The sequence below is a fragment of the Sphingobacterium sp. UBA5789 genome (assembly GCF_002418355.1).
Lineage (GTDB): Bacteria > Bacteroidota > Bacteroidia > Sphingobacteriales > Sphingobacteriaceae > Sphingobacterium.
The window spans coordinates 916,968-939,878 of sequence record NZ_DIDX01000004.1 but is presented as its reverse complement, the minus strand read 5'-3'; the positions used below and the strand labels follow the sequence as shown (position 1 = coordinate 939,878).

Genomic DNA, 22,911 nt, shown 5'->3' with positions numbered 1-22,911 from the left:
AATATTATTTCTATAATGGACAAATATATCGAAAAATGGTTTAGCGTAACTGTTAAATATTATTATAGTGTTAAGGGCTTTTCTGTTTTAGGGTGTTCATTATCGGGAGATAAAATTGCTATCCAGTATTCTCTCAAAACGGGATCTCCGGTTTTACTGTTTACATACTCAGCTCTTTTTAAAGCACTTTTCAGAATGAAGTCGCTTTCTGCGATTGCTGTTTTGAATTTCTCCAGATCAAACAGATTGAACCCGAATTTAGTAAAAGGTAAAGTCTCCATAAAAGCACGGTCTGCGAATGTAATGGCAACACAGCCTTGCGGTTTTAGTACACGCCTGATCTCTGTTAATAGGGCGGGGATATCCTCCCAGAAATAAAGGGTGTTGACAGATAGTATTTTATCAAACAGGTTGTCCTGAAAGGGAATATGCAGGCCATCATACAAAAGGAAAGACGCCTGACCCCGGCTTATTTCTTCTTTATGATCCGTACTGGCCTGCTGATGCATCGTAGAAGATATTTCAAGGCCGCGATAATGGATAGATTTCGCTTGTTGTAATATTAGTTTCAGGTGTCCGCAGTTGCCATGCCCTAATTCCAGAACCTCATCATTATCGCTCAAATCCATATTCCTGACCGTTTCCAGTGTCATGCCGATATTGTTTTCATTCATGTTATCAGCGATAACAAGTCCAAATTCTCCATTTGGATTTGCCAGTTGATTAGCGATCTCTTTAAGTTCTTCTTCTGTATATATTTTTGACATCTTATTTTATTCTTGGTATGATCAAATTTAACTTTTATTGTTCATATAAAATTCTCCTTATCCAGATAACAGGTAATCAAATAGCAATTTTAATGTCACGTTATTCAGGCTGATCTTTTTCTCTGATCTTTGCTTCTGTAATTATTTTTTTCAAGATACTAATCTGCCCCAGATGATAATGTGTATGTTCTATAACACCAAGCAGATTACGGTAATATGTTCCGTATTTGGGGTCCGTAAAGTCCTGATCTAAGCAGGAAGGATTCAGATTTTCAATCAGTACTGCTAAGCTTTCAGCATCATGAAGCGTTTTCTGAATTAAATTCTGCCATTCATCTTCACTAGTGATCGGTTTCAGATCAAAACTGAATTTATCCTGAGAGGTGAGCGGCTTGCCTGTAAGAACATCTTTGATAGCGACAACATAATAATTAACATGGAAAACCAACATGGCTATTGTATTAAGGCTATAAACAGGAGTAGTTGCCTGTATCCAGTTTATATTTTGCAGTGTATCGTTTAGATTGACGCATGTCCAGTTGCCACCAAAGTGTACATCTCTGAAATGTTTGGACAGATAGGCTAGTGAGTCTGTCATAGGATTCATAAATGGATTATACAAACAGTATGAATAATTGCTATTAAATATAGCATTAAAATAAACAGAAAAAAAGATGAACTGTCATTCCGCATATCTTGATATAATGGAATGTTAGGCAAATGGGTAACCGTATTGCTTTATGGAGCTTAATCCTTAAATTCGTTGTCTCTAACGAGTTAAACAAGGTATGAATATGAAGACGGAGAGGTTAAATTTACGCAGGTTAGACATGATTCATGCTGCATTTATGTTGAGGCTGGTCAATACGGATCAATGGAAAGAAAATATTGGCGATAGAAATGTCAACAGTATAGAAGAGGCAGAAGCATATGTAAGACGGATAATCGAAACGCCGACTATTCAATACTGGGTGGTCTCTTTGATACCTTATGATCTTCCTGTAGGAGTGGTATCGCTTGTTAAGCGCACTTATCTCGAAGATGCTGATATTGGATTTGCATTGTTGCCTGAGTTTGAAAAGCAAGGATATGCCTTTGAGGCTGCCAGCAGATTACTGATCTATATCCGGGAAAATCGTATACAGAACAAAGTGCTGGGAATTACCAAAAACAGCAATCTTAAGTCTATTCGTCTTTTAGAAAAATTGGGCATGAAGAGAGCGTCGGATATAGAGGATACTGTGCAAGAGCAAAATGAACTGATTTATTACCTGTATTTACATCCGCAATTATAGCTTTTCATGGGTATTTCTACTGATTCATTTTCTGTTGTTGCTTAATATACCTTTTGAAATCCAAATCCATAGGTTAAGCCAGCTCCGATATAGCCTTCTCTTTAATGTCTCTGCGGCATAGTTAACAGTTTTTCTAGCGGTATTTTCCTTGAATCTTCCAATATTCTTTTGTAATTTGCTCTTAAGTTGTTTATTTTAAATAAGGGTAATTTGTTGATTATCAATTTAATGGGTGTTTAGTTCTCTATCTCTAAAGACCTGAATCATAATGCACAACAGATTATGAATAATTAAAACAAAGAATATATATGCTCAAGAAATTTAAAATGTTTAGTCTACTTATAATTATGATATCGCTGATTCATAATGTACATGCACAATCTCCACCTATTTACGATACACTTTCCATTGGTAATATCAAACAGGTTGTTTCCTATAGCGGGAGTAAAGATGCTCCTGTTATTCTTTTCTTACACGGCGGTCCGGGAAGCTCAAGAATGAAGCAGGCTGAAGTTTTTTCCAACATACTTCAAAACATTTTATGGTCGTTCAATGGGATCAGCGAGGTGCGGGGAGAACTGAGACACTGAATAAATCATTAGTAACGATAACCCTAGACTTAATGGTAAATGACACATTTGAATTAATCAAATTACTTTTAAAAAGATTCAATCAGAGAAAATTGTATCTCGTTGGAGAATCCTGGGGAACCGTTATAGGCTTCAAGATGGCAGAAAAACATCCTGAACTTTTAAGTGGCTATCTTGCGTTCAGCCCAGTGGTCAACCAAACAAAAAGTGAACAAATCCTGCTGGAAAACTTAAAACTGTATGCCAAAGAGAAAGCTAATATAGAAGCTCAGAAAGAACTGGATAATGTTAAAATACCATTCAACAGTTACGAAGATATGTACTATTCAAGGAAATGGATGTTAAGTTACGATGGACACCCAGTCGCAGAAAAAGACCTGCCGCTGCTGAAGCAATATATGGAAGATTGGTCGAAAGCTTGGATGCCAACGTGGAATGAAGTAATGAAACAGAATCTTTTCGTAGAATTACCAACGATCAAATGTCCTGTATATTTCTTTTTGGGAGAAAAAGATCTACAGACAAACTGTAATGTTGCCAAAGATTACTATAAAATCTTAAAAGCACCTAAAAAGAATATATACACTTTTAAAAATGCAGGGCATTCTGTATTAGTCGATGAGGCAGAGCAAGTTCAAAAAATAATTATTTCTGAAATTTTAAATAATGACAATAATAAGGAACATTAGCCTGATGTGTCACCTCTTTTATTACAATAGGAATTTTATCATATATGATTGAGATTCCTCGATCTTTAAGAGGCAATACACCCATTTAAACTGTTAATTACTTAGCTGATAAAAAACAATCCATAGCGAGGAAGGTGTATCACCATTTAAATGAATAAGTGAGAGAGTCGGTTAAATAATTAAGATTATATATAGTTTTTAAGTTCATGCAATGAATAAAATAGAACGGGAAGATATTTATATTATAAGCAGACACAGCAATCTGACAGAGGAAGAAATTGCTGAGGTGCTGAAAGGAGATATATTCAATGACAGAAGTGCGTGGGAAAAATTTCTGCGTTTGTTTTTTATGGTACTGGGTATTGGGTTTACAGTAGCCGGAATTGTTTTCTTTTTTGCTTATATCTAGGCATGTGATCGTTCTTTAAATGTTCTTTATTCAGATTACTGATAGAAGGGTACATGAGAATCGATTATTATAAAGTTTGTTGGAAATAATATTACAAAGTTTTGAACTATCATAAATAAATACATTAGTTCAAAACTTCGCGAAAAACATTATCTACAACTTAGTAAATTAATTCTAAATTCCATTTTTGTTCACTTCCATTTTGCCAATTCCATTGGATTATTTTTGCATCATTGGAAGTTGATCCGCTACCAACAGCCATCACCAGCCCACTATTTTCATTTTTTATCTTGTATTGATTGTTAGCGTCTCTTTCTAGAATCCACTTTTGTTCACTTCCATTCTGCCAATTCCATTGTATAATATTTGCGCCATTTGAAATTGAATTTTTAGAAACTGCTAAAACCAAGTTACTATTAGAATTTGTTAATATATATGTTCCATCATAATTAGACTCTATCAGCCATTGTTGTTCTGGTCCCTGTAGCCAGTCCCATTGGATCGCTTGAATACCTGCTTTAGTCGATGCCTTAGGTATTGCTAGCACTTTATTACTATTTACATTTGAAATTTTATATCTACCATATTTTACTTTGACAAAATCAGTAATCTTAACTTTGTTTGCCTCAAAATATTCTGTAATATATTGTGCTACAATTGCTTTCTTTGAATTGTCATTTATAAAATCTGTAATGGGTTTTAAACCATTGCTACCTATATCAACAAGTACAGCATTTTCGCGTGTACATGTACTTTGCCAATTTTGAACATTTATTACTGGCAATGATGACTGATCCAGATTGATAGTCCCAAGTAAACCTTTTGTCCCGTCTCCCCCAAAAGTTCTATATCTCAATCTTTGATTGAAATTTGTCGACTTCCTAGCAATATCTGTAGTTTGATTAATGTTTATACCAAAAATTTTGTCAGCTGCAAATTTCACTCCAGCATCGGTAGCGGTTATAATTTCTCTAGTATTCGATTCAGTTGTATAATTAAGTTCCATTTTTGCACCCAGTGTAATATTCATCAAAACGTGGGTGCCATACTTTTCAACTAACTTTTGGGCACTAAGATTCTGTACATCATTTTTAAAATTAGTTGTTAAAAATTGACTCGCTATCACTTGAGGATCAGTCAATAAATTCATAGTTCTTTGCTTAATAATGTAAAAAGCTGTGGCATAAGAATATTTATTATTCAGCTTTTGAGTTTCATCAAATTTTTTATTTAAATCTGCTGTAAATAATTTAAAAACCCCATTAACACTTACTTTACTTGTCATCTTTTTAGAGTAATCTTCAGCATTTTCACCAGAAGCGTAATCATTATATTGATAAACAGCCTTATTGTCATAAAAATCTGAACTATCTGCATTTACTAACTTACTTACATCGATAATTTGTTGTCTCGAGTAATCTGAATTTGCAAATTCACCAGTTATATCATAACCGTGACCTAAAATATCATATTTTCCATCTAAAGCTGTCGCAACTAAGTTTGGACTATTCTTTAATACAGGTTCAACTTCATTTCTCTTACAATTGACAAGAAACAATGACATAAAAAATAAAAAAAAAGTGTAGGTAAAATATTTTCATATATGTGTATTTTTTTTCAATAATACGGAAATATATCTATAGTAAACAAAAAATAATTCAAATAGTTTTTAATTCACAATTCATGAAATAACACTTTGGAGAATTTTAATATAATCTCTTAGTCTGAAGATCATCATTATTAAACTCTTATCACTTTTCCTTATTTAAATCTCTTTTACAGTATTGGTAAATAGTTCAATAGTTGTTGAGCTAATTGTTCAGTATCTGCTTTTTTTATTTGAATATTCGTTTGCTACAAGTCTTTTCTCAGTAGTAAGTCCTGAATTTCATTATCTTAAATCAAAGTTGACAGCCTCTGAACCTGTTGGGGCATATGTTCTTGTATCTCCTTAAATAAAGATTAAATAGTTCAATCAGAATGAGTTAATTATTCAATTTTCGAATGTTCATTTCTTTTAGTTTAGCTCTGCATAATCATTATAATACAACCAATAGATTTTGTCAGGTAACAGAGCCGTGTGAATTTTGATCGTTCGGAAAAGTAAAAAATAACAGAAATAGTTAGATAAATAACAAACACGAAATTACAAAATTATGAAAACACAAAAATTAAAGATTGCCCTGAGCTTAGCGTTTGCGATGTCAATACTGGGCAGTTGCGAAAAAAAAGATTTGGTAAATGATAAACTTTCGAATCCGAATGCTCTTGCTCAGACAAATGGAGTTGTGGATGTTGTACTGGACTGGAATCAGACGTACCAGAAGATTGAGGGATTTGGTGCTTTCGGAGGAAGAATAACTCCGTTCTTTGAATCGGGTAAAAGAGATAGTATAATGGAATATTTATGGGGAAATACCGGGTTGCATCTGAATATGCTGAGAGGAAAAGTATTGCACACGTATCCATTCAATCAACAAACTAAAGTCGTCACGATTCAACCTGCAGGTGTGGATATCAATATAGATGTGAACAGTACACAATACCAGGCTCTTACAGAAGATCAGAAGGAACATCTGGGACAATTGTGGATTCTGAAAACCGCAAAACAGCGTCATCAGGTTCCGATCATTTTTGCCAGTACCTGGACGCCTCCATTGTATATGAAAACCAACCCTAACAGTATAAGTGGTAAGTTTTTTAATGGTTTAAACTTTAATACTTCATCGACTACATTTGCAAATTATCTAGCCGGATTTACGAAAGCTTATAAAGACGCAGGAATCGATTTTTATGGGATTTCTCCAAGCAATGAGCCGGAAAATGTATTTTCAGATTGGGATGCTTCCTATTGGAAGCCAAAAAATCTGGGTGAGTTTATTACAAATAATCTAAGACCGGCATTGAATAATGAAGGACTGCAGAGTGTTAAGATTATTTCTTCAGAAAATGCAGCATGGGGTACTGCAAATAGTTTTCTGTCTTCCATGGATAAATCTAAGGTAGACGTATTGGCGGGACATGGTTATGTGGAAATAGGAGATTTGATTTTTGGACAACGTGGTTTGAATCAGAATCCGCAAATATGGAACTATGCAACCGGAAATAAGCCGGTATGGGTGACAGAAGCTTCTGACGATAGCGGGGTGTATGATAATACTATGACCGGAGGATTGAAACTGGCTAAAAATATGCACAAATTTTTGGCGGAATGTAATGTGAACTCCTATGTGTACTGGTTAGGTATGCTGGCTATACGAAACAATGAATCGCTAATCTGTACCAACAGTGACGGGACGCTTGATTTCCCAAAGACATATGACGTCATGGGTCACTATTCAAGATTTATTAATGCTGGATATTACAGATTTAAAGCAACCTCGAATGGAGGAAGTAATATAATGGTATCTGCTTATAAAGATCCGGCTTCAGGCAAATTTACATGTGTAGTAATTAATAGTGGCACTACTGCCGCTAATTGTAAGATCAAACTTCAGGGCTTTGGAACAACCAGTCTGCAGAATTATCAGACAACAGATGCAAGCACTGGCCACTGGACTGCGGGTACTGTTGTAAGTGCGGATGTTGCAGGCGAGTTGTCTGTAACCTTGCCGGCAAAAAGTATAACAACATATACCGGAATTAAAAATTAGGCACAGCCTGTTTAGATTAAAGCTCAGTTTCTATAGAGAAACTGAGCTTTATATGTTTTAGAAAGCATACATATGATAACGGTCATGTGATCATATAGTTTTGTTCTTATATTTCAATTCCAGATTAAGGATAATATCCCGCTTTTTACCTTCTACAAGAGATAAATTACCAACAACAAATACTCCTTTTTTTCCATTCATTTGGTTCGAAATTCCATATACAGTAGATTCATCATCCGGATTGGATGATCCCTCATACCTGTAGAGATAGTCAATCTGATATTCCTCTGTATTTGTATATATTTCTTCGAATTCTACATTATAATCTATAGTATATCCCTTCTCCTGTAGTTTCGCTAATGCGACATCTGCCGTTTCGTAATTGTGTCTGGTTTCCATATTAATATTGATTGTTCTTTTTTAATAACAATCCAGCGGGCTCTTATGTTTTGATAGCGATAAAATGGCTGTGGAATTTAATATTAATTTTGTTTTATTTTCGTTTTTTTATTTGTATTAATATATTAAAGAAATTTTCCTGTTGTTTGTTGTGATTAAATTTCTTTTATATTTTTGTTTTGTAAATTTAGCTTTATATTTACGTATTATGTTAATATAAAGTTAAATTCATATGAGGGTTAAATTTAAATTGTTGGCTTTATTCAGTATAGTGTTACTGAGTATAGCGTGTATGAAAGAAGAGCGTGATAAAGTAAGTCAGGTGGAAATGATCGTTATAAAAACTATTTAAATTATTTGCCAGATGAATCGATCGATACATTATATAAGGCTGTCTGTTTTTATGTTATTTGCAGTAAGCCTGATGCTTTCCTGTTCCAGGCAAGATATGAAACCTCCTGATAATCCTGAAGAGAGGGGCATACTACTTGAACTGGATTCTGCAAAATTTCCGGTTGTCAAAAAAGATGCTGTAGTAAGGAGTGTATATGATGTTTTATATCAGCTGGATGGTATGCAGTTCTACATAAAATCACGTGGTAATTTAGTTTTACAGAGCTATGGTAAAGGGAAAAATCTGCTTCTGGAACCTATGGCGCCTGATGACGAATCGCAGTTGTTTTATTTTAGGTTTTCTCCTCCATCTTCCGATAATCCTTATATGCTCTACTCTGTAAAAGAAAATACAGCAATAGGTGTAGGCGCATATGCCCGGAATCCTGATCAGTATTTCCCGTTTACCCAACGAAGTGACAGGCCTTCTTCATTTGGTTTTTCATGGGTTCCGGTTTTAAATGCAGAAAGGACGGGTTATTATTTAGACAGTCGGGATGTATCTGGTACAAGTATGACAGGAGGGAAGCTAAGGCCATTTAATTATAGTATAAAAGCAGAGTACGGTAGATTGTTTATGGGGGAAAGAGACTTTTTGCAATATCTGGATTTTGTATTTATTCCCAATGAGGAGTTTATATTGGAAAGTGTACAGCTGGACACGATAGGAGGAAAAATTACGAATACCGGCCCAACGCGAATTAAATATGGTTTAAGGTTAAATAACAGATCTACAGAATTCCGGGAAAATGTCTTGCTGACAGATACTATAAAAAGTGAATTTTCAATTAAGGAAACATTTAATGGAATAGGTTTGAAAAAAAATGAAAATGTTGAATTAGAAACTGATATTCAAAGAGTTAATTATTCAGCTGGTGTAGCTTCTTTTGGAAAGAGGGAAAAAGTAAAAATGAATTTTGGGACAGCATCTTACCGCAAAGTAATTTTTAACTATCCTATGGAGATTGTTATACCAGCATATTCTTTGTTTTCCTATGATTTATGGATATTAAGACACACTGTTGAATTAAAATACAAAGCTGTATATCGAGGTGTCAAATCTGGTAAGATCATAAATGTTTCGGGCGTCTACATCGGAAATGATTTTTCTAATCCATTTTTAGAAGTATCTACGAGACCCTATAAAACAAATTAAAGAAGCCAATAATTTTTCGACCGTTGGGGAGTTAAAAGATGACTGTTTTTTAGACATGATACAGCTTTATTAATAGCTATATTTTTTATAATTTTAGAGGATTAGCCCCTAATGGTGGAATTGTAATTATATTCTCACTTAAATAAAAGAGCTATTAATAAGATATGAAGAAAATAATATTTAGGTTTTCACTGATTAATATTCTGCTTGGTATTGTGTTGTTTTTGCTTTACAGAGTTGTTATTGATCGATTAAATCCTTCTGATACAACAACTTTGGGGAAAATCTATACTGTTATGGATATTTTCATGCAAATCATTCTGTCCTCAGTTTATCTTGTTGCAATAGCTGTCAGTTCATTATTGTTTTTTCTAAATCAAGTAGACAGAATCAGGAATAATTCTTATTTGTCTTTTCTGACCTTTTCGGGAGTACCTCTCTTTTTTGTTCTTTTCGTAGGCGTTAATATCGCACTTGACATTCATCAGTATGATATTATACCCTCTTCTATAAAAATGCTGTTAGGCTTTTCATTACTTTATTTGTTATGTACGATTATTGAATTTTTAATTTTCAGATCAAAAATTAAAAAGCTTCAGATGCAGACTGTTCTTCTTGAAAATAAGTAAGAATAGGGGATATAAAAAAGGTTCAACTTAGTCAATTGAACCTTTGGAGATCATTTAGGTTTTATTCGTTATATTTTATCCATTTAATTTCGAGTAAATGACTATATCAATAAATTTTCCGTTATAGAATTCACTTTCTTTAAAATATCCCTCTTTAACAAAATTGCATTTCTCTAATACTTTGGCTGAGGCTATATTTTCAGGATCAATCAATGCTTCGATCGAATGCAGCCCCATTTTAGTAAAGCCGTAATCAGCAACTTGATTAATTGCTTCGGTAATATAACCGTTTCCTTGAAAATCAGGAAGCAGCATATACCCAATTTCTGCCCGATAATGCTCAGACTTAATATGATAATAGCCGATAGTTCCAATCATTTTAGGATTATCTTTTAGTGTAATTGCCCAATTGATTATCTCATTGCTGCTCATTTTTTCATCGACTATTTTTATATGTTCCGATACTTCCTCAAGTCCTGTGGCTACAGGTCTGGGAATATATTTCATGATCTGCGGATCAGAACGTAGGGCAAATAACTCGTTGATATCATTCAGATCAGCACGTCGTAGTTTCAATCTGTTAGTTTCCAATTCAGGAAACTCGGAGAAATTTACAGTAAGCATTGTTAGTTTTATATTTCTGTAAAGGTATAGTTTTTTGAGTTGCTACTTTACAGTATTCAGGTTTTGCGGGTTTATTTACGAAGTTTTTAACCAAAAATCTTTTACCGCTTCAGGTTTGAATCTGTAATTGCTTTCTATGTTTTGGAATCAGAATACGAAGGGATACTGCATAAAAAAACCTTCATCGAAAGATGAAGGTTTCTGCGGGGAACGTGGATCTATGTTAGAACACCTTGAGGGTATTTTGATGGAAATAGGTAAGATAAAAGACACTTAACAGGGTGTCTTTTATTCTTTCAATTTGCTTTTCAGCTTTTCAAATTTTATTTCATCAATTTTTAGTGGTGCAAAACTATATTCTGCATTATTTCCATCAAGGTTAGAGTAATATCCTGTATAAAGCCAAACTTCTTTAAATGGAAGGGTTTTAAAATAATCGTCCAATTTGTCGAGGTAATTTATAATGTCTTCAAGCTCATAGGTTACAGTCCTATTGTCAATAATTAAAGTTACATTTTCTTTGTTTGGATGGTTCTTATTGACTTTTTTATCAATGGCTTCTCTAATTATATTGTCAAAACTGTTTAAATCTTCGTTGATTGAACTTTCAAAAATAAACTTCTTGCCATAATGGGGGTTTAACACAGACTCGTCCTTACCTATTCCCTGTTCTTTTAAAGAGTCTATTATCATTTGATTTTTTGAATTTGGGAATAAGCTATTTAACTTAATCAGTTCATGAAATTCAATGTATTCGTGATTGCTGGTTTCGCTTATACGTTCTTGATATTTAAAAGTTTTAAACAAGTCTACTTCGTCTGCAATTGAGGTAATTTCAAGTATGATTTTTTCAGAGTTACTAAGTTCCATTTCAAAATCCCATGGGGAATCTCGTGAGACAAAACGTATTCCTGTTGGTTCTTCTACAAATAACTGGACATATCTACTTAAAAAGTGATTACATATTACTTGCTCTCTGATTTCAATGTTTGTAATGAATAAGATTATCCTTTTCTTAACACTTCCGTCCTTTTCAACCAATATAAATTCTTGGTAATTATTCTTATCGTTAAGCTCTTGAATTGGATTAAGGGATTTTGCTCTTTTATTAGTGTCTGTCATTCTATCTACATCTAATGTTTGGGTTGTGGTTTAAGCTGAGATTCCAGAATGGAACGAACTTGACAGTAAAACAGGAGTCAAGAACTATTATGGCTATTTTTTATATATCACATCTTTTGGGATAAATTTATGCTTTTTAAATTCTTCCATTGATTCTTCAAGACTTTCTATTTGTGCAAATTCCTTTAGTTTATGACCTGTTTTCAGAGTTAAAAATTCAGTCAAGAAAATTTCACCAAAAGAATTTACAAAAGAATGAAGCTCGTCGGATAATATAGTCTCTCCTTGTTCATCAACTTTCGTATAAATAGGAACCCACACATTATAGTCTAATTCTGAATCTTCTTTATATGTTGCTTGGTTTATAGTTATATATACAATAACATCAAAAGAGGATTCTTTGAATTTTCGACCTATCAAATTACATATCACTGCTAAAAAACCTTGATTAGTAAAAAAGTAATTTCCATCATTTATCAAAAAAATTATACCATTTGCACTTTCGATATTAAAAGTCTTTTTTGTTTCTTCAATTTGCTTATTGGCTTTATATATCGCACGCTCAATTGTTTTTGACGCACGGTCAATCCAATCTTTTATACACTTTTGTGGTAGTTGCTTCCCTCTCAATGTATATTCTCTTAAATCTTGCTCGGTTAACCAACCTTTTTCTATCCATTTGCCAAATAAATCAATTATTCTTGGAAAGTCTTCTGCCTCTGAAAAAACATCTTTTTCAAACGTTTTTAATTCTGCTACAATTTCTGGTCTTTGAAAAATGAAGTCCGCATTTTGTCGATCCGTTTTATTTTCCTCTAATTTTTCAACAACCGTCCCCCCGTAATACTCAACATATTCCGAAAAAAGTTGTTCCACATCAGGGAAAAAAGGTCTTTGAAGTTCTTGAGATTCGTCCATTTTTCTTTTAAATAATCAACCCAAGATATTTTTCGAACATTGTTGATTGAAATCCTATGCCGAATCTCATTGAATACTCTTTCTCAAACTCGTAAACCGTTGAACAATCTTTCATAACAGTCACCGCATCATCAATAAATTTTTCGAGCATTAGTATTCCATCCTCACCCAAAAATAAATAGTGCTTGTGCTGTCTTACCCACCATTTTATGTACGGATTTTTTTCCAGTATGTGGCTCACCACTTCGGGTGGGAATCTTGCATAGATATACTTATTGATAATCTTTGGTGCAATTTGAGGTTTCGCAAATCTCTTTATCTCCTCATCAGTCCATTTTGCCAATCTACCAAGCTCGGAGAAGAACTGACTGTATTTTGGACCGTAGTTTTGAGGCATACTTTCAATCAGTTTCGCTTTCCGTGCATGTTCCTCGTATAAAGAAGTCGTTCTACCTCCCATCAGTTCGATGGTTTCTCTTTCTCTTTTTAACTTTGATTGATAAAATGATTCTGCTTTATCATCAGCGACGTTCTTAAATAAGTCTAATACTGACTGCCTGTCAATCTCCGATTGGAAATTCTCATTTCCATCATTGTTATGGCTATTCAGCCCTTCTTCGTTATATTCCATGTTACGTTGTTTTAAACTACTTTATTAACAATAAATCCCATTATTCTTTAAGCTTTCGATGTGCTCGTCGATAGGGTTGAAATTATCCCAAGGATTTTCAATGCTTTCTAAAATACTTGTGAATGACGGATCTTTCACTTTAGCTCTTGCCCAAGCCCTCGAATCCACATTCCCAAATTCATAAGCATAATATGTATAAATGAAGCTTTCGTGTACTTGATTTCTATTCGCAAATTCTGTAACAAATTTTTTGTTGTTGATATGTGGTTTAATCAAATCTAATTTATCTTTTGAGAAAAGAAACTCCCTCGCAAAATAATCCGCTGCTTCTTCCTTTTCTTTGATGGGTAATTCATCACAATTCTCTTCGGAGATATGATATTTACTTTTTCTTATTTCTTCAATATCGAAAAGAACGTGTGAGAGTTCGTGGCATAAGGTATGCCACAGAGTCGTATAAAATCCCATATAATCAGTAAGCACTATGCAGGGCTTTCCATCTACAATGATGGTTGCCCCTTTAAGATGTAAAGATGGAACGGATTTCTGATATAAAACGGTAACTCCTAACCTAAAAAGGTCATTGACTACATTTTTTAATCCATTTTCCACGTTAGTAGATTGCCATCTTATCTCTGGAATATAGGTCATCAATGCCTTTCTATTGTACTCGTATGGGTTTGAAAGAATTTCAAAAGTTTCAATTGCCGATTTTACCCAAAACCCTTTCGAGAGAATACTTTTAGGGGGTCTCACGCCAGCACTAAATGCAACATCTTGGTTGGGTAACTTAAATTCAAATATTGATTTATACCCAAAATACCGTAGTATAGATTCTTCTATATGCCTATAATTTGCTATATCTTTAATAAAACTTATTCTTTTCAGCGTTGCGAGGTCAAAATTTTTGTTTATAAAATCAATTTTATCTTTGGGAAACTCCTGCAATTCGGGAAAATTAGATTCTAATGCTTTATAAAAAAGCTTGATAACACGTTCCACAGGTAGATTCAAAAAATTGGATAATTTTATAAAGTTTCTGGCATCCACTCTTGGGCTTGTTCCGTTTAATATATGTTGCAGGGGTCTATATTCAATATCCATAATTTCCAAAGCGTTTGTTGGAGCTATCCCCAACTCATTCACTCTGTCCTCAAACAATTTTACCAACTGTTCGTCCTTAAATATATTGCTTAACAGCTCATCGACATTAAAATGCTTTTCCGACATATCTAAATTCCATTGTAATTTTACAATAACAAAAATATGTAAATTTTGGTAAGGAAAAACGGGTGTGGAAAACTTTATTGTAAAATTACAATAAAACAGTAAAGAAATTGTCTTTGCTCCAAATTAGCGGGGTAACCAACTCGGGTTTAGTTTTGTGAAAGAGAGCAAGAATTACCGAAAATAAAAAATAAACAACGTGTGTTATAATAGCTTATCAAGCCTAATCTTAGGTCATTAATGAATGTTACAAAACACTTTTTGCCCGCAAGGGCCGCGCGCAAAAATATGCTCTGTCACGTGTAACACGAAAAAAGCAATAGGCGATTTTATACAAACCGCCTATTGCTTTACTGTGCCTGTCGTATGGTCTTGCGCCTGTTGGGTTTGATACCTTGCACCCATATTTTACTTTGATTTCGTCCAGAGAAATATTCCTGCCCTTTCTGACCTTAAACATATCGCTACGGTAATACCATGCTTGTTTTTTCTTGGCAAAGAACAAATCTGCTTCCCTCAGCTGTAAATTGCCCGAAGCATTGATGAAGATTGAGGAACGGGAAAAGAAACATTATTTAGAGGTTGTTGCGAATAACGAATCACTTTACCATCCGTCGCAGGGCAAAATTAGCGGTACGCCAAGCAATGGAGTGAGAACACTTTGTTAACCATGCTCCGTATGGTTTCACAAACACAAGAGAGCAGGCAACGAAAAAGGGATTGATAATCGTCAATGAGACTGAAGCATACGTTGTCAAGAAAATCTTTAGGGATTACCTTTCAGGCGTGCCTGCGTATCTAATACACCAATCTGCTAAGACAATGGACTTTCCACTTAACGGAAGCGATGCGATAACAAGAGTTTTAAAGAACTGCCTGTATGCAGGTCTGGTCAAAGGTAACAGCTACGGAAAAAGAACCCGAACGGCTTGTAAAAGGCATACACGAAGCTATTGTTAGTGAGGAACAATATTGGCGAGCGCAGGATATGCTGGATGATAAGCGTGTGGAGAAACCATAACCGAAAAAGGAATTTTCGTTGAGAGGGATTCTAAGAAGTAATTGCTGCGATGATCACATGACCGCAGGATTCAGTAAGGGCATGAAAAAATATTATCTGTACTACCGATGTGTCAAACATAGTTTGGTCAATATCGGGCAACGTTCTGCATGAGCGGTATGAGGAACTGCTCAAACACCTAAGTTATACCAAAGAACAGTTAACAGAGTTAATCAGTTATATAAAGAACGAATTGAAAGTAGTCGTGAAAGTCAGTAAAAAGGAAATAGAAAAAATCACTATTGAGAAAGCAATGGAGATGCTAAAAGAAGTAGGGATAAATGTCAATCAAGAAGATGCTGAGCTGATTATGGAATTTCTATATAATCTTGTTGAAATAACCATTAGGGAATGCTTTGCGGAATATATGGATTAGGGATTATATGCTTTTACCGCATCAACAATATCCTCCTTTATAAATTCCCAATATTTCCCTCTTAAACAGATTGGATCAAAATCATCATCAGCTAGCTCAAAATTGGATAGATTGTTCAATATGAGTTCTTCATCGTGTGTGTAAGGATAACGTTCTTGATGCAAAGAAAGCATAGTAGAAATATTTTAGTGGGATAGCAATTCATGCAAATCCCAGAAATCTTTCTTGCGACCTATACGTTGTACTACATCTATTTTCATAGCAATGATTTCTTCGGTAGTAGCCATTCTAATTTCATCCACAAACAAAGGAGGCTGTATAAATGTATCCGTATAAAACACATCTAATTTTACCACATTGTCCCTATCTGTACCCACACTATAAGATTTACCCATTGCCGGATCAAGATTTGAAAAATGGTGGTGGTAGGGAAATGTTTTCTCTATCAATTCATCAATAGCTTTAAAATCAATAGAACCATATAGGGCATCACTAAACAAATCTATATCTACAGACAAACGATGTCCTAATTGAAGGCTTAATGCTGTACCGCCTACTAAACGAAAAGACTGAAATACAGAGGACTCCATTAGAGTAATCAATGTACTTTTTAAAAGATCATTGACAGTATTATAATACAACATAATTAGTCTGTAGTTTTATTAGATCTGTATATAGTATATGGGCTTCTGGTATTTGACTCCCGCAAAGCTTGGCTTACTTTTTCAGTACCATAAAAGCAAATAATCTCGTTTTTATCATTTTCGTTTCCTCGCTCAAAAACGCGTTGAATAACAGCCCTGTATTGTCGTTCCCAATCTATATGTTGAATATCCGTATCCCAAAACAAAGCTTTACTCAGGATATGTAGATCAGGAGTACTTCTGATTTCTTTTTCTTTGATTTTTTGGATATCATAATAGGCTTGCAATATCACCAAAGTACCTTCTTCCAACCCAAGTTCTCGCTCAATCTTCAATGCCAATGCCGTACTGATTCCTCTTTTGCCTTTGGTAATAGCATTGAAGGTTTGAGGATGTTCTTCTAAAGACAAAGCAAAAGGACGTTGCTTTATAGAACGTTTTTTTAATTCTCTATCAAGTACAATTCCCGGATGGATACCCTTATATTTTTCGAATTGCTTAGTCATAGTATAAATATAAGCATTTTTGCTTATATATTTTATTTACTGAATGATTTAGAACAAAATAAATGATATTTAGATAACTGTACATAAGATGAGTAAATCATATATTGTTTTAATAGACCTGCTTCCTTAACCAAAGTAAGTATAATTTAAACACATTTTAGGCTGGTTATAAGTAAAAGCAGGCTACCGCTTCAGGTTCGAACCTGTATTTGCTTTCTATGTTTTGGAATCAGAATACGAAGGGATACTGCATAAAAAAACCTTCATCGAAAGATGAAGGTTTCTGCGGAGAGTGAGGGATTCGAACCCCCGGACCTGTGACAGTCAACAGTTTTCAAGACTGCCGCATTCGACCACTCTGCCAACTCTCCGCGACAAAAGTACAAATTTTCTCTATTCTACCAAATAAAATTTTACAATTTATGGCTAAAATATGCATTTAATTATGAATCAAGCTGATTATTAGCTTTTTGAAAATTGAATATCGCCTGAGATTTTTACCTCTTCACTCACCATTACTCCACCTGTTTCTAATGCCGCATTCCATGTCAGACCGTAATCGCTTCTGTTTATCTTGCCCGAAAAGGTATATCCGACTTTACTGTTGCCCCACGGGTCCACTGCAACACCTCCGAAATCTACATCCAGTGTAATAGGCTTAGTCACATCCTTGATCGTCAGATCTCCTGTTACTTCAAATTCATCTTCTGATTTCTTTACAATAGAAGTCGATACAAACTTTATTTCAGGATAATTTGCGGCATCAAAAAAGTCTCCGCTTTTTAAATGCTGATCGCGTTGTTCATTTTTAGTATTAATAGAATCAGTTTTGATAGCTGCTTTAATTGTAGCTGCAGACAGATCTTCACCATTTCCTTCTAATTGGATTTCAAAGTCCTGAAAAAGTCCTTTTACATTTGAAATCATCATGTGTTTTACTTTAAACTCCAACTCACTGTGAGCAGAGTCTAGATTCCAGATAGTTGCCATATATTTATTTTAATTTTCTACACAAAAGTAAATGTTATAACATATATTTTTGTTTTTTATATGTCATATTATAACAAAAAAGATAAAGAAGTTGTTCTGACAGGGGATATAAATAATTGCCTTGACAGGCAATGACTTAATATCGGAGCGTAAAAAAAGTATTCATTTTTTTTGGAAATATAGCGGATTTGAGTAGTTTTGCATCACCGAAAGGGACGCGCCCATAGCTCAGCTGGATAGAGCAACGGTTTTCTAAACCGTCGGTCTCAGGTTCGAATCCTGATGGGCGTACAAAAACCCCACTTAACACTATGTTAAGTGGGGTTTTTGCTTTATTATCGTTTTTATTTTTAATTTTTTTTGATCCGATACCACAGGACAAAAGGTGAAAAAATAAATAGGGGAGTGTTATATTTGAGAATTGTATTTCATAAAACCTATTCATAATTAAGCCATTCATATGATTTTAGAAGTCGCTATATTAAATGTTAAACCGGGACGGTCTGATCAGTTCGAAACTGATTTTCAAACTGCAGGTCAATATATCTCTTCAATTGAAGGTTATATCAAACATACATTGAAAAAATGTGTAGAAATTGAAAATCAATATATTCTTTTAGTCGAATGGGCTTCCGTAAAAGCGCATGAAATTGGATTCAGACAATCTGCCCAATATCTAAAGTGGAAGGAATTGCTGCATGATTATTACGATCCATTTCCACAAGTTCTGCATTATGAGGGCGTGATCGACAACAGTTAAAATGGAAGCTAATGTGAGAATCCTGACATTAGCTATCCTGCATATAACCAGGATAGCTATTTTAAATTTTTATATTATTCTACGATAATCTTCAATGAATCGGACTGCACGAGTACCTTGTTTTTTGTACGTAGAGTTTCATCAGGACCAAGCAGTTCTTCTTTAAAAGCTTCCTCATAGGGGTAAATTTTATAATCAAACCGACTTTGAGGTATTGTAAAAATTCCTTTTTCTTTAGCTGTCATTTTCATGTTGAAGATTCGGTTTTTGATATAAAGCTGACCATCCAATGTTGCCATGCGCTTACCGATATCATTTACATTCCAATCATAATTTGCGACATTAAAGTTAGCATCTATCAATTTTTTAAAACCCGGAATACCAACCTCATAGTCAACATTCCCTGAATCAATAATGGCAAATAGAGCTTCAGGAGCTCCCTTTTCCACTAAGTCTGCAGGAGTAAATTTTGAAATCTGAGAAAATTTCGAATATTCGTACAATACAAGCCTGATGGTATCATCAATATTATAGCGATCCTTGTCTGTTTCTAATACCAATTTTACGGCGTTGATGTTCACATCTTGTTTTTCTACGACTTCAATAACTGCTGCGCTACTTTTATAAATCTTTCCAGCTATTTTAGCTTCTATAATAGGGAGATTTGATTTTCCTAATGATCCTGCTTCAAAAGTGATGTCGTAAACATATAAATCACCTTGCGATTCCATTTCTCTTTCGATCTCTGAACCATCGAGCTTTTCGTATGCATCTTTGGTAGCTGAGTGCACTTTAATACTACCAGTTTCCGGTTTATTCTTAAAGAATAATCTTAATGTAACAGATTTATTCAGTTCGACTGTAGGCTGAAAAACCAGCCATATCATCTCATTATCCTGTTTCTGAGAAGATCCACCGCAAAATGTTAAGTTCAATAGTAAAAATAAACATAAAAGATGACGGGTGATTATTTTCATTTTTTAAGTGATTTAATACGTTTATAATCCGTTCAGACATAAATATAATATATTTTTTAGATATGCTGACTGGTTAAACCGCTATCGATTAAGTAATCTGGAAATGTGCGGAAGGGATTGATAACAGTCAAAGTTAAGGGCTGGGCTGATGTTCTCTATAACCCATTGACAATAAAAAAGCGATAGGATAGACTATACTCTCATGTCGCTTATTTCTATCTATTTCAGAAATTATTTAACAATCACAGTTTCTTTAACATCGAAGGTACATCCTCCGCTGGTTTTTACAGTTGCAATAGCTGTAAAAGTTCCACTTTGACTATATGTGTGGCTGGAAGTTTTGCCATTAACGGTTTGTTGAGCACCGTCACCATAGACCCATTTAACTGAATTATTCAATTGTTGCTCTCCTGAATAAGTTATATTAAAATTAATCAGTTTCGCGGTCTGATCAGAAGAAGAATGCTCCACATTTGTCAAAAGCGATTCGCCTAAACAGTCAATCATACTTTCCTCAACTTTATCACTACAAGACATAATACCTAGAATAGAAAATAGGAGGAATATTTTCAATAACTTCATAATTTTTTTTATTAATAATAAATTTATATTTTAAACAACAAAATTATAGAATAATTGTTTTATCCAATTAAAATTGATTTTTATTGGATTTGGTTCAAAGTGCTAAGATTATTAAGATTAGAATTTATAACTGTATCCCAATCGTACGACCTGTGTTTCATAGTAATCTTTACTGGTGTAATAAAAAGTATTACCTTCTATAGTCTTTTTAATCACCATGGTATTTAATAAGTCAGTTGCATTTAAAAAGAGTTCTCCTTTTCCTTTTTGGATAGGTTTTTTGATTCCTAAATCGACAGAAAACCGGCTTTGTATTTTTCCTTGCGGAATAATATCAGGGGCAAGATAGATTGCTGTTAACTGTGCATCAATTCCTTTTGGCAGATGAAATTTATTATTCACCTTCATCGTTCCCGAAAACATACGTTGTTTATCTGCATGAAAGCTATGTGCAATAGGGTAGAGGTTCTCTACAGTAAAGGCATTTATCTGATTGCGATAAATATTCCCATTGATATCTAAGGTATAAGAATCAGATATTTTTTGATGAAACATAGCTTCCATTCCGGAGTTATAGCTTCTGCCTGCATTCTGAAAAATGGCGTAGATCAGATTGCTTCCGGGTACAGTAGTAGATATACGGGAAATGGTACCATCGGCGAAGCGATGGTACAGGGCTGTATAAATATAACCTTTGGTCCAGTCACTGCGGTACCCGAGTTCAAAGGAATTGGTGAACTGCGGACGTAAAGCGGGATTACCAACCTTGATAATCTCTGCATCATCATATTTGGGAAATATCCGTATATCTACTTCATTGGGTCTGTCCACTCTTCTGTTGTAAAACAATGAAAACTTATTTTGGGAGTTTATTTTGTATGCAAATCTGACATTAGGAAAAGGTTGTGTGTAATTGTATCCGTCACTTTTGTATGTCGGATGCTGAGGGTTTACATCATACTGCAGGTTTACGTATTCCATTCGAAGACCAATTTCTGCTTCAATCTTTTCGTTTTCAAAGATGTAATTTCCGTATGCAGAAGGGATTATCTCTCTGTAAGTCGCCCAACCACCCGCATTGCTGTCCAATGGCGAATGAAGTCCCGGGATAAAGAGCATATCGGTAGGGATGCGTCTGTGTCTGAATTTCAGTCCTCCCTCTATCCGGCCATATTTAAGAGGTCTTACATAGTCAATATTCAGATCCGTTACCTGTTCATCAGATATCAGTTTGAACGCGTCTTTACCCGTAAACTGAGGCAGGATATTGTCAAAAAAGTATTTTTCATCCTCACGAAGGAAGGTATAGTTAAGTCCGGCGCTTAATGTATGTCCGGCTTCTTTAAACTTGTGCTGATAGTTAGCCGTAGCCATTACAGTCGTTTTGAGCTCGTCTTCTAAAAATTGCCACAATCTGAGCCGCTCAGAAAGGTCTGCATTAAAAAAGGGTTCATCACCGCGGTCTATTATCTTCTCACTACCAAAAAGTCCGGATACAGTCAGTGTATTCTGCTCGTTTATATTCCAATCCAGACCCATCCTCGAAGTAAAGTAGTTTGTATTTCTGTTGCGTTTGGTTTGTTGGCGGATTGTAGTACCATCTTCGTAAACACGATCTACAAATTCATTTTTATTTAATGTCTGTGTATACAGATTATCCACTGATACAAAGGCATTGACTTTATTCTTGCGATAGTTGAGGGAAAGAGAAGGATTGATCTTTGGCGTAAATGTATATTGTGGTCGGATGGTCGGTAAATTGTCCTGACGCACCCATAATGCTCCGGCACCGGTAGTTAATCCAATCTTACCATTTAATCCTTCTTTCTTCTCTTTTTTCATAATTATATTAATAATACCCGCATTTCCGTTTGCATCATATTTGGATGAAGGATTATTGATGACTTCAATACGGTCAATAGCGGATGCCGGAATATTATCCAGTCCTGTCTGGCTGCCAAATCCGGTCATCGCTGTCTGCTTACCATCAATAAGAATAGCAACTTTGTCACTGCCTCTCAGCTGTACTTTGCCCTCCTGCGTACTTACTCCCGGTAGATTTTGGAGTGCCTGTAATATGGATCCTCCGGCCTGACTCAAGTTATCGGCGACTGTAAATGTCTTTTTATCCATCTTTTGACTTATTCCGGATTGTTGTCCTGTTACTGTTACCTCGTCGAGCATCTGTTCATCAGATTCCAGATTTATACTTGCGATATCCAGGTATTCGGAAAGGCTACCTACATACAGATTTTGTTGCAGATTTTTATAGCCCACTAGTGAAATAACCAGTTGATAATTGCCTGGTTTTACATTAGACAAAACAAAACGGCCCTGTTCATCAGAAACAGTACCTGATACAAACTTGCTATCTGATGATGTGTTAAGGGTTATGGTTACATATGGTAAATATTCTTTGCTGGCCTGTGCTTTTATAGTTCCTGACAGTGTTACCGAACTCACCTGTGCAAAGCTGATATTCATGAATAGAAATATAAAAATTAAGAATGAAAT

General features: G+C 34.7%; 26 protein-coding genes, 2 tRNA genes and 1 pseudogene. 12 read left to right on the top strand and 17 right to left on the bottom strand.

Annotated features, from left to right (window positions below):
- Window positions 1-62 precede the first annotated feature (62 nt).
- The gene (locus tag B4B65_RS13415; RefSeq protein ID WP_293916094.1) at window positions 63-767 is read right to left on the bottom strand and encodes a class I SAM-dependent methyltransferase; all 705 of its coding nucleotides are present in this window, start codon (window positions 765-767) and stop codon (window positions 63-65) included.
- A gap of 100 nt (window positions 768-867) precedes the next feature.
- Window positions 868-1,365, bottom strand: a complete 498-nt coding sequence (locus B4B65_RS13410; RefSeq protein WP_293916093.1) for a DUF1572 domain-containing protein — start codon at window positions 1,363-1,365, stop codon at window positions 868-870.
- Window positions 1,366-1,555: 190 nt separating this feature from the next.
- Between B4B65_RS13410 and B4B65_RS13405 the strand changes: the two genes are divergently transcribed.
- From B4B65_RS13405 to B4B65_RS13390, 4 genes are all read left to right on the top strand, one after another.
- Complete coding sequence (locus B4B65_RS13405; protein ID WP_293916092.1) at window positions 1,556-2,062, top strand: GNAT family N-acetyltransferase; 507 nt, start codon at window positions 1,556-1,558, stop codon at window positions 2,060-2,062.
- Window positions 2,063-2,409: 347 nt separating this feature from the next.
- Window positions 2,410-2,652, top strand: a complete 243-nt coding sequence (locus tag B4B65_RS13400) for a hypothetical protein (RefSeq protein ID WP_293916091.1) — start codon at window positions 2,410-2,412, stop codon at window positions 2,650-2,652.
- The gene (locus B4B65_RS13395; RefSeq protein WP_293916090.1) at window positions 2,604-3,341 is read left to right on the top strand and encodes an alpha/beta fold hydrolase; all 738 of its coding nucleotides are present in this window, start codon (window positions 2,604-2,606) and stop codon (window positions 3,339-3,341) included. The genes B4B65_RS13400 and B4B65_RS13395 overlap by 49 nt, the downstream gene beginning before the upstream one ends.
- A 211-nt stretch (window positions 3,342-3,552) precedes the next feature.
- On the top strand, window positions 3,553-3,750 hold the full coding sequence (locus tag B4B65_RS13390; RefSeq protein WP_293916089.1) for a hypothetical protein: 198 nt from the start codon (window positions 3,553-3,555) through the stop codon (window positions 3,748-3,750).
- A 160-nt stretch (window positions 3,751-3,910) separates the two neighbouring features.
- Here B4B65_RS13390 and B4B65_RS13385 read toward each other — a convergent pair whose 3' ends face one another.
- Entirely contained in the window at window positions 3,911-5,314 is a 1,404-nt protein-coding gene (locus B4B65_RS13385) for an RICIN domain-containing protein (protein WP_293916088.1), read from the bottom strand.
- A gap of 592 nt (window positions 5,315-5,906) precedes the next feature.
- Between B4B65_RS13385 and B4B65_RS13380 the strand changes: the two genes are divergently transcribed.
- Window positions 5,907-7,403 carry a glycoside hydrolase gene (locus B4B65_RS13380; RefSeq protein ID WP_293916087.1) on the top strand — a complete coding sequence of 499 codons (1,497 nt, stop codon included), beginning with the start codon at window positions 5,907-5,909 and terminating at the stop codon, window positions 7,401-7,403.
- Between the two features lie 90 nt (window positions 7,404-7,493).
- Here the strand turns inward: B4B65_RS13380 and B4B65_RS13375 are convergent, their stop codons facing one another.
- Window positions 7,494-7,802: a hypothetical protein gene (locus B4B65_RS13375; protein ID WP_293916086.1), complete on the bottom strand. Its 309-nt coding sequence runs from the start codon at window positions 7,800-7,802 to the stop codon at window positions 7,494-7,496.
- A 364-nt stretch (window positions 7,803-8,166) separates the two neighbouring features.
- Here B4B65_RS13375 and B4B65_RS13370 point away from each other — a divergent pair, with 364 nt between their 5' ends.
- Both B4B65_RS13370 and B4B65_RS13365 read left to right on the top strand, forming a co-directional pair.
- Window positions 8,167-9,351, top strand: coding sequence for a hypothetical protein (locus tag B4B65_RS13370; RefSeq protein ID WP_293916085.1), 1,185 nt, complete (start codon window positions 8,167-8,169; stop codon window positions 9,349-9,351).
- 164 nt (window positions 9,352-9,515) lie between these two features.
- Window positions 9,516-9,980, top strand: a complete 465-nt coding sequence (locus B4B65_RS13365) for a hypothetical protein (protein WP_293916084.1) — start codon at window positions 9,516-9,518, stop codon at window positions 9,978-9,980.
- Window positions 9,981-10,055: 75 nt separating this feature from the next.
- On the opposite strand, the gene B4B65_RS13360 is transcribed toward B4B65_RS13365, so the two are convergent.
- The 5 genes from B4B65_RS13360 to B4B65_RS13340 form a co-directional block, all read right to left on the bottom strand.
- A complete protein-coding gene (locus B4B65_RS13360) occupies window positions 10,056-10,604 on the bottom strand; it encodes a GNAT family N-acetyltransferase (RefSeq protein ID WP_293916083.1) in 549 nt (182 codons plus the stop codon).
- Between the two features lie 288 nt (window positions 10,605-10,892).
- Complete coding sequence (locus B4B65_RS13355; protein ID WP_293916082.1) at window positions 10,893-11,726, bottom strand: hypothetical protein; 834 nt, start codon at window positions 11,724-11,726, stop codon at window positions 10,893-10,895.
- 93 nt (window positions 11,727-11,819) lie between these two features.
- Entirely contained in the window at window positions 11,820-12,644 is an 825-nt protein-coding gene (locus tag B4B65_RS13350; RefSeq protein WP_293916081.1) for a hypothetical protein, read from the bottom strand.
- A 7-nt stretch (window positions 12,645-12,651) separates the two neighbouring features.
- Window positions 12,652-13,275 (bottom strand): P63C domain-containing protein, encoded by a 624-nt coding sequence (locus tag B4B65_RS13345; RefSeq protein ID WP_293916080.1) that lies wholly within the window; start codon window positions 13,273-13,275, stop codon window positions 12,652-12,654.
- Between the two features lie 24 nt (window positions 13,276-13,299).
- Window positions 13,300-14,505: an ImmA/IrrE family metallo-endopeptidase gene (locus B4B65_RS13340; protein ID WP_293916079.1), complete on the bottom strand. Its 1,206-nt coding sequence runs from the start codon at window positions 14,503-14,505 to the stop codon at window positions 13,300-13,302.
- Between the two features lie 783 nt (window positions 14,506-15,288).
- On the opposite strand from B4B65_RS13340, the pseudogene B4B65_RS21700 reads away from it, so the two are divergent.
- The 3 genes and pseudogenes from B4B65_RS21700 to B4B65_RS13330 form a co-directional block, all read left to right on the top strand.
- A pseudogene (locus tag B4B65_RS21700) lies at window positions 15,289-15,366 on the top strand (hypothetical protein); the annotation flags it as partial.
- Between the two features lie 16 nt (window positions 15,367-15,382).
- Complete coding sequence (locus B4B65_RS13335) at window positions 15,383-15,523, top strand: hypothetical protein (RefSeq protein WP_293916078.1); 141 nt, start codon at window positions 15,383-15,385, stop codon at window positions 15,521-15,523.
- Window positions 15,524-15,632: 109 nt separating this feature from the next.
- Complete coding sequence (locus tag B4B65_RS13330; protein WP_293916077.1) at window positions 15,633-15,938, top strand: hypothetical protein; 306 nt, start codon at window positions 15,633-15,635, stop codon at window positions 15,936-15,938.
- On the opposite strand, the gene B4B65_RS13325 is transcribed toward B4B65_RS13330, so the two are convergent.
- The 5 genes from B4B65_RS13325 to B4B65_RS13305 form a co-directional block, all read right to left on the bottom strand.
- Window positions 15,935-16,111 carry a hypothetical protein gene (locus B4B65_RS13325; RefSeq protein WP_293916076.1) on the bottom strand — a complete coding sequence of 59 codons (177 nt, stop codon included), beginning with the start codon at window positions 16,109-16,111 and terminating at the stop codon, window positions 15,935-15,937. The genes B4B65_RS13330 and B4B65_RS13325 overlap by 4 nt on opposite strands.
- A gap of 12 nt (window positions 16,112-16,123) precedes the next feature.
- The gene (locus tag B4B65_RS13320; protein ID WP_293916075.1) at window positions 16,124-16,582 is read right to left on the bottom strand and encodes a nucleotidyl transferase AbiEii/AbiGii toxin family protein; all 459 of its coding nucleotides are present in this window, start codon (window positions 16,580-16,582) and stop codon (window positions 16,124-16,126) included.
- Window positions 16,583-16,584: 2 nt separating this feature from the next.
- Window positions 16,585-17,088: a helix-turn-helix transcriptional regulator gene (locus B4B65_RS13315; protein WP_293916074.1), complete on the bottom strand. Its 504-nt coding sequence runs from the start codon at window positions 17,086-17,088 to the stop codon at window positions 16,585-16,587.
- A gap of 286 nt (window positions 17,089-17,374) precedes the next feature.
- A tRNA-Ser gene (locus B4B65_RS13310) sits at window positions 17,375-17,459 on the bottom strand.
- Window positions 17,460-17,550: 91 nt separating this feature from the next.
- Window positions 17,551-18,078 (bottom strand): YceI family protein, encoded by a 528-nt coding sequence (locus tag B4B65_RS13305; protein ID WP_293916073.1) that lies wholly within the window; start codon window positions 18,076-18,078, stop codon window positions 17,551-17,553.
- Between the two features lie 217 nt (window positions 18,079-18,295).
- Here B4B65_RS13305 and B4B65_RS13300 point away from each other — a divergent pair.
- Window positions 18,296-18,369 (top strand) — tRNA-Arg (locus B4B65_RS13300).
- A 169-nt stretch (window positions 18,370-18,538) separates the two neighbouring features.
- A complete protein-coding gene (locus B4B65_RS13295; RefSeq protein ID WP_293916072.1) occupies window positions 18,539-18,838 on the top strand; it encodes an antibiotic biosynthesis monooxygenase family protein in 300 nt (99 codons plus the stop codon).
- A 74-nt stretch (window positions 18,839-18,912) separates the two neighbouring features.
- On the opposite strand, the gene B4B65_RS13290 is transcribed toward B4B65_RS13295, so the two are convergent.
- From B4B65_RS13290 to B4B65_RS13280, 3 genes are all read right to left on the bottom strand, one after another.
- Window positions 18,913-19,815: a hypothetical protein gene (locus B4B65_RS13290; protein ID WP_293916071.1), complete on the bottom strand. Its 903-nt coding sequence runs from the start codon at window positions 19,813-19,815 to the stop codon at window positions 18,913-18,915.
- A gap of 231 nt (window positions 19,816-20,046) precedes the next feature.
- Entirely contained in the window at window positions 20,047-20,397 is a 351-nt protein-coding gene (locus tag B4B65_RS13285; protein WP_293916070.1) for a PKD domain-containing protein, read from the bottom strand.
- 117 nt (window positions 20,398-20,514) lie between these two features.
- Window positions 20,515-22,881 (bottom strand): TonB-dependent receptor domain-containing protein, encoded by a 2,367-nt coding sequence (locus B4B65_RS13280; protein ID WP_293916069.1) that lies wholly within the window; start codon window positions 22,879-22,881, stop codon window positions 20,515-20,517.
- Window positions 22,882-22,911 lie beyond the last annotated feature (30 nt).

Excerpts from the sequence above, each read along its gene's own strand:
- B4B65_RS13290 (WP_293916071.1), bottom strand. The coding sequence starts at position 19,815 with ATGAAAATAATCACCCGTCATCTTTTATGTTTATTTTTACTATTGAAC.
- B4B65_RS13375 (WP_293916086.1), bottom strand. The coding sequence starts at position 7,802 with ATGGAAACCAGACACAATTACGAAACGGCAGATGTCGCATTAGCGAAA.
- B4B65_RS13350 (WP_293916081.1), bottom strand. The coding sequence starts at position 12,644 with ATGGACGAATCTCAAGAACTTCAAAGACCTTTTTTCCCTGATGTGGAA.
- B4B65_RS13345 (WP_293916080.1), bottom strand. The coding sequence starts at position 13,275 with ATGGAATATAACGAAGAAGGGCTGAATAGCCATAACAATGATGGAAAT.
- B4B65_RS13295 (WP_293916072.1), top strand. The coding sequence starts at position 18,539 with ATGATTTTAGAAGTCGCTATATTAAATGTTAAACCGGGACGGTCTGAT.
- B4B65_RS13395 (WP_293916090.1), top strand. The coding sequence starts at position 2,604 with ATGGTCGTTCAATGGGATCAGCGAGGTGCGGGGAGAACTGAGACACTG.
- B4B65_RS13355 (WP_293916082.1), bottom strand. The coding sequence starts at position 11,726 with ATGACAGACACTAATAAAAGAGCAAAATCCCTTAATCCAATTCAAGAG.
- B4B65_RS13365 (WP_293916084.1), top strand. The coding sequence starts at position 9,516 with ATGAAGAAAATAATATTTAGGTTTTCACTGATTAATATTCTGCTTGGT.
- B4B65_RS13315 (WP_293916074.1), bottom strand. The coding sequence starts at position 17,088 with ATGACTAAGCAATTCGAAAAATATAAGGGTATCCATCCGGGAATTGTA.
- B4B65_RS13360 (WP_293916083.1), bottom strand. The coding sequence starts at position 10,604 with ATGCTTACTGTAAATTTCTCCGAGTTTCCTGAATTGGAAACTAACAGA.
- B4B65_RS13325 (WP_293916076.1), bottom strand. The coding sequence starts at position 16,111 with ATGCTTTCTTTGCATCAAGAACGTTATCCTTACACACACGATGAAGAA.
- B4B65_RS13335 (WP_293916078.1), top strand. The coding sequence starts at position 15,383 with ATGCAGGTCTGGTCAAAGGTAACAGCTACGGAAAAAGAACCCGAACGG.
- B4B65_RS13400 (WP_293916091.1), top strand. The coding sequence starts at position 2,410 with ATGATATCGCTGATTCATAATGTACATGCACAATCTCCACCTATTTAC.
- B4B65_RS13285 (WP_293916070.1), bottom strand. The coding sequence starts at position 20,397 with ATGAAGTTATTGAAAATATTCCTCCTATTTTCTATTCTAGGTATTATG.
- B4B65_RS13390 (WP_293916089.1), top strand. The coding sequence starts at position 3,553 with ATGAATAAAATAGAACGGGAAGATATTTATATTATAAGCAGACACAGC.
- B4B65_RS13305 (WP_293916073.1), bottom strand. The coding sequence starts at position 18,078 with ATGGCAACTATCTGGAATCTAGACTCTGCTCACAGTGAGTTGGAGTTT.
- B4B65_RS13415 (WP_293916094.1), bottom strand. The coding sequence starts at position 767 with ATGTCAAAAATATATACAGAAGAAGAACTTAAAGAGATCGCTAATCAA.
- B4B65_RS13320 (WP_293916075.1), bottom strand. The coding sequence starts at position 16,582 with ATGTTGTATTATAATACTGTCAATGATCTTTTAAAAAGTACATTGATT.
- B4B65_RS13380 (WP_293916087.1), top strand. The coding sequence starts at position 5,907 with ATGAAAACACAAAAATTAAAGATTGCCCTGAGCTTAGCGTTTGCGATG.
- B4B65_RS13280 (WP_293916069.1), bottom strand. The coding sequence starts at position 22,881 with ATGAATATCAGCTTTGCACAGGTGAGTTCGGTAACACTGTCAGGAACT.
- B4B65_RS13385 (WP_293916088.1), bottom strand. The coding sequence starts at position 5,314 with ATGTCATTGTTTCTTGTCAATTGTAAGAGAAATGAAGTTGAACCTGTA.
- B4B65_RS13340 (WP_293916079.1), bottom strand. The coding sequence starts at position 14,505 with ATGTCGGAAAAGCATTTTAATGTCGATGAGCTGTTAAGCAATATATTT.
- B4B65_RS13410 (WP_293916093.1), bottom strand. The coding sequence starts at position 1,365 with ATGACAGACTCACTAGCCTATCTGTCCAAACATTTCAGAGATGTACAC.
- B4B65_RS13405 (WP_293916092.1), top strand. The coding sequence starts at position 1,556 with ATGAATATGAAGACGGAGAGGTTAAATTTACGCAGGTTAGACATGATT.
- B4B65_RS13370 (WP_293916085.1), top strand. The coding sequence starts at position 8,167 with ATGAATCGATCGATACATTATATAAGGCTGTCTGTTTTTATGTTATTT.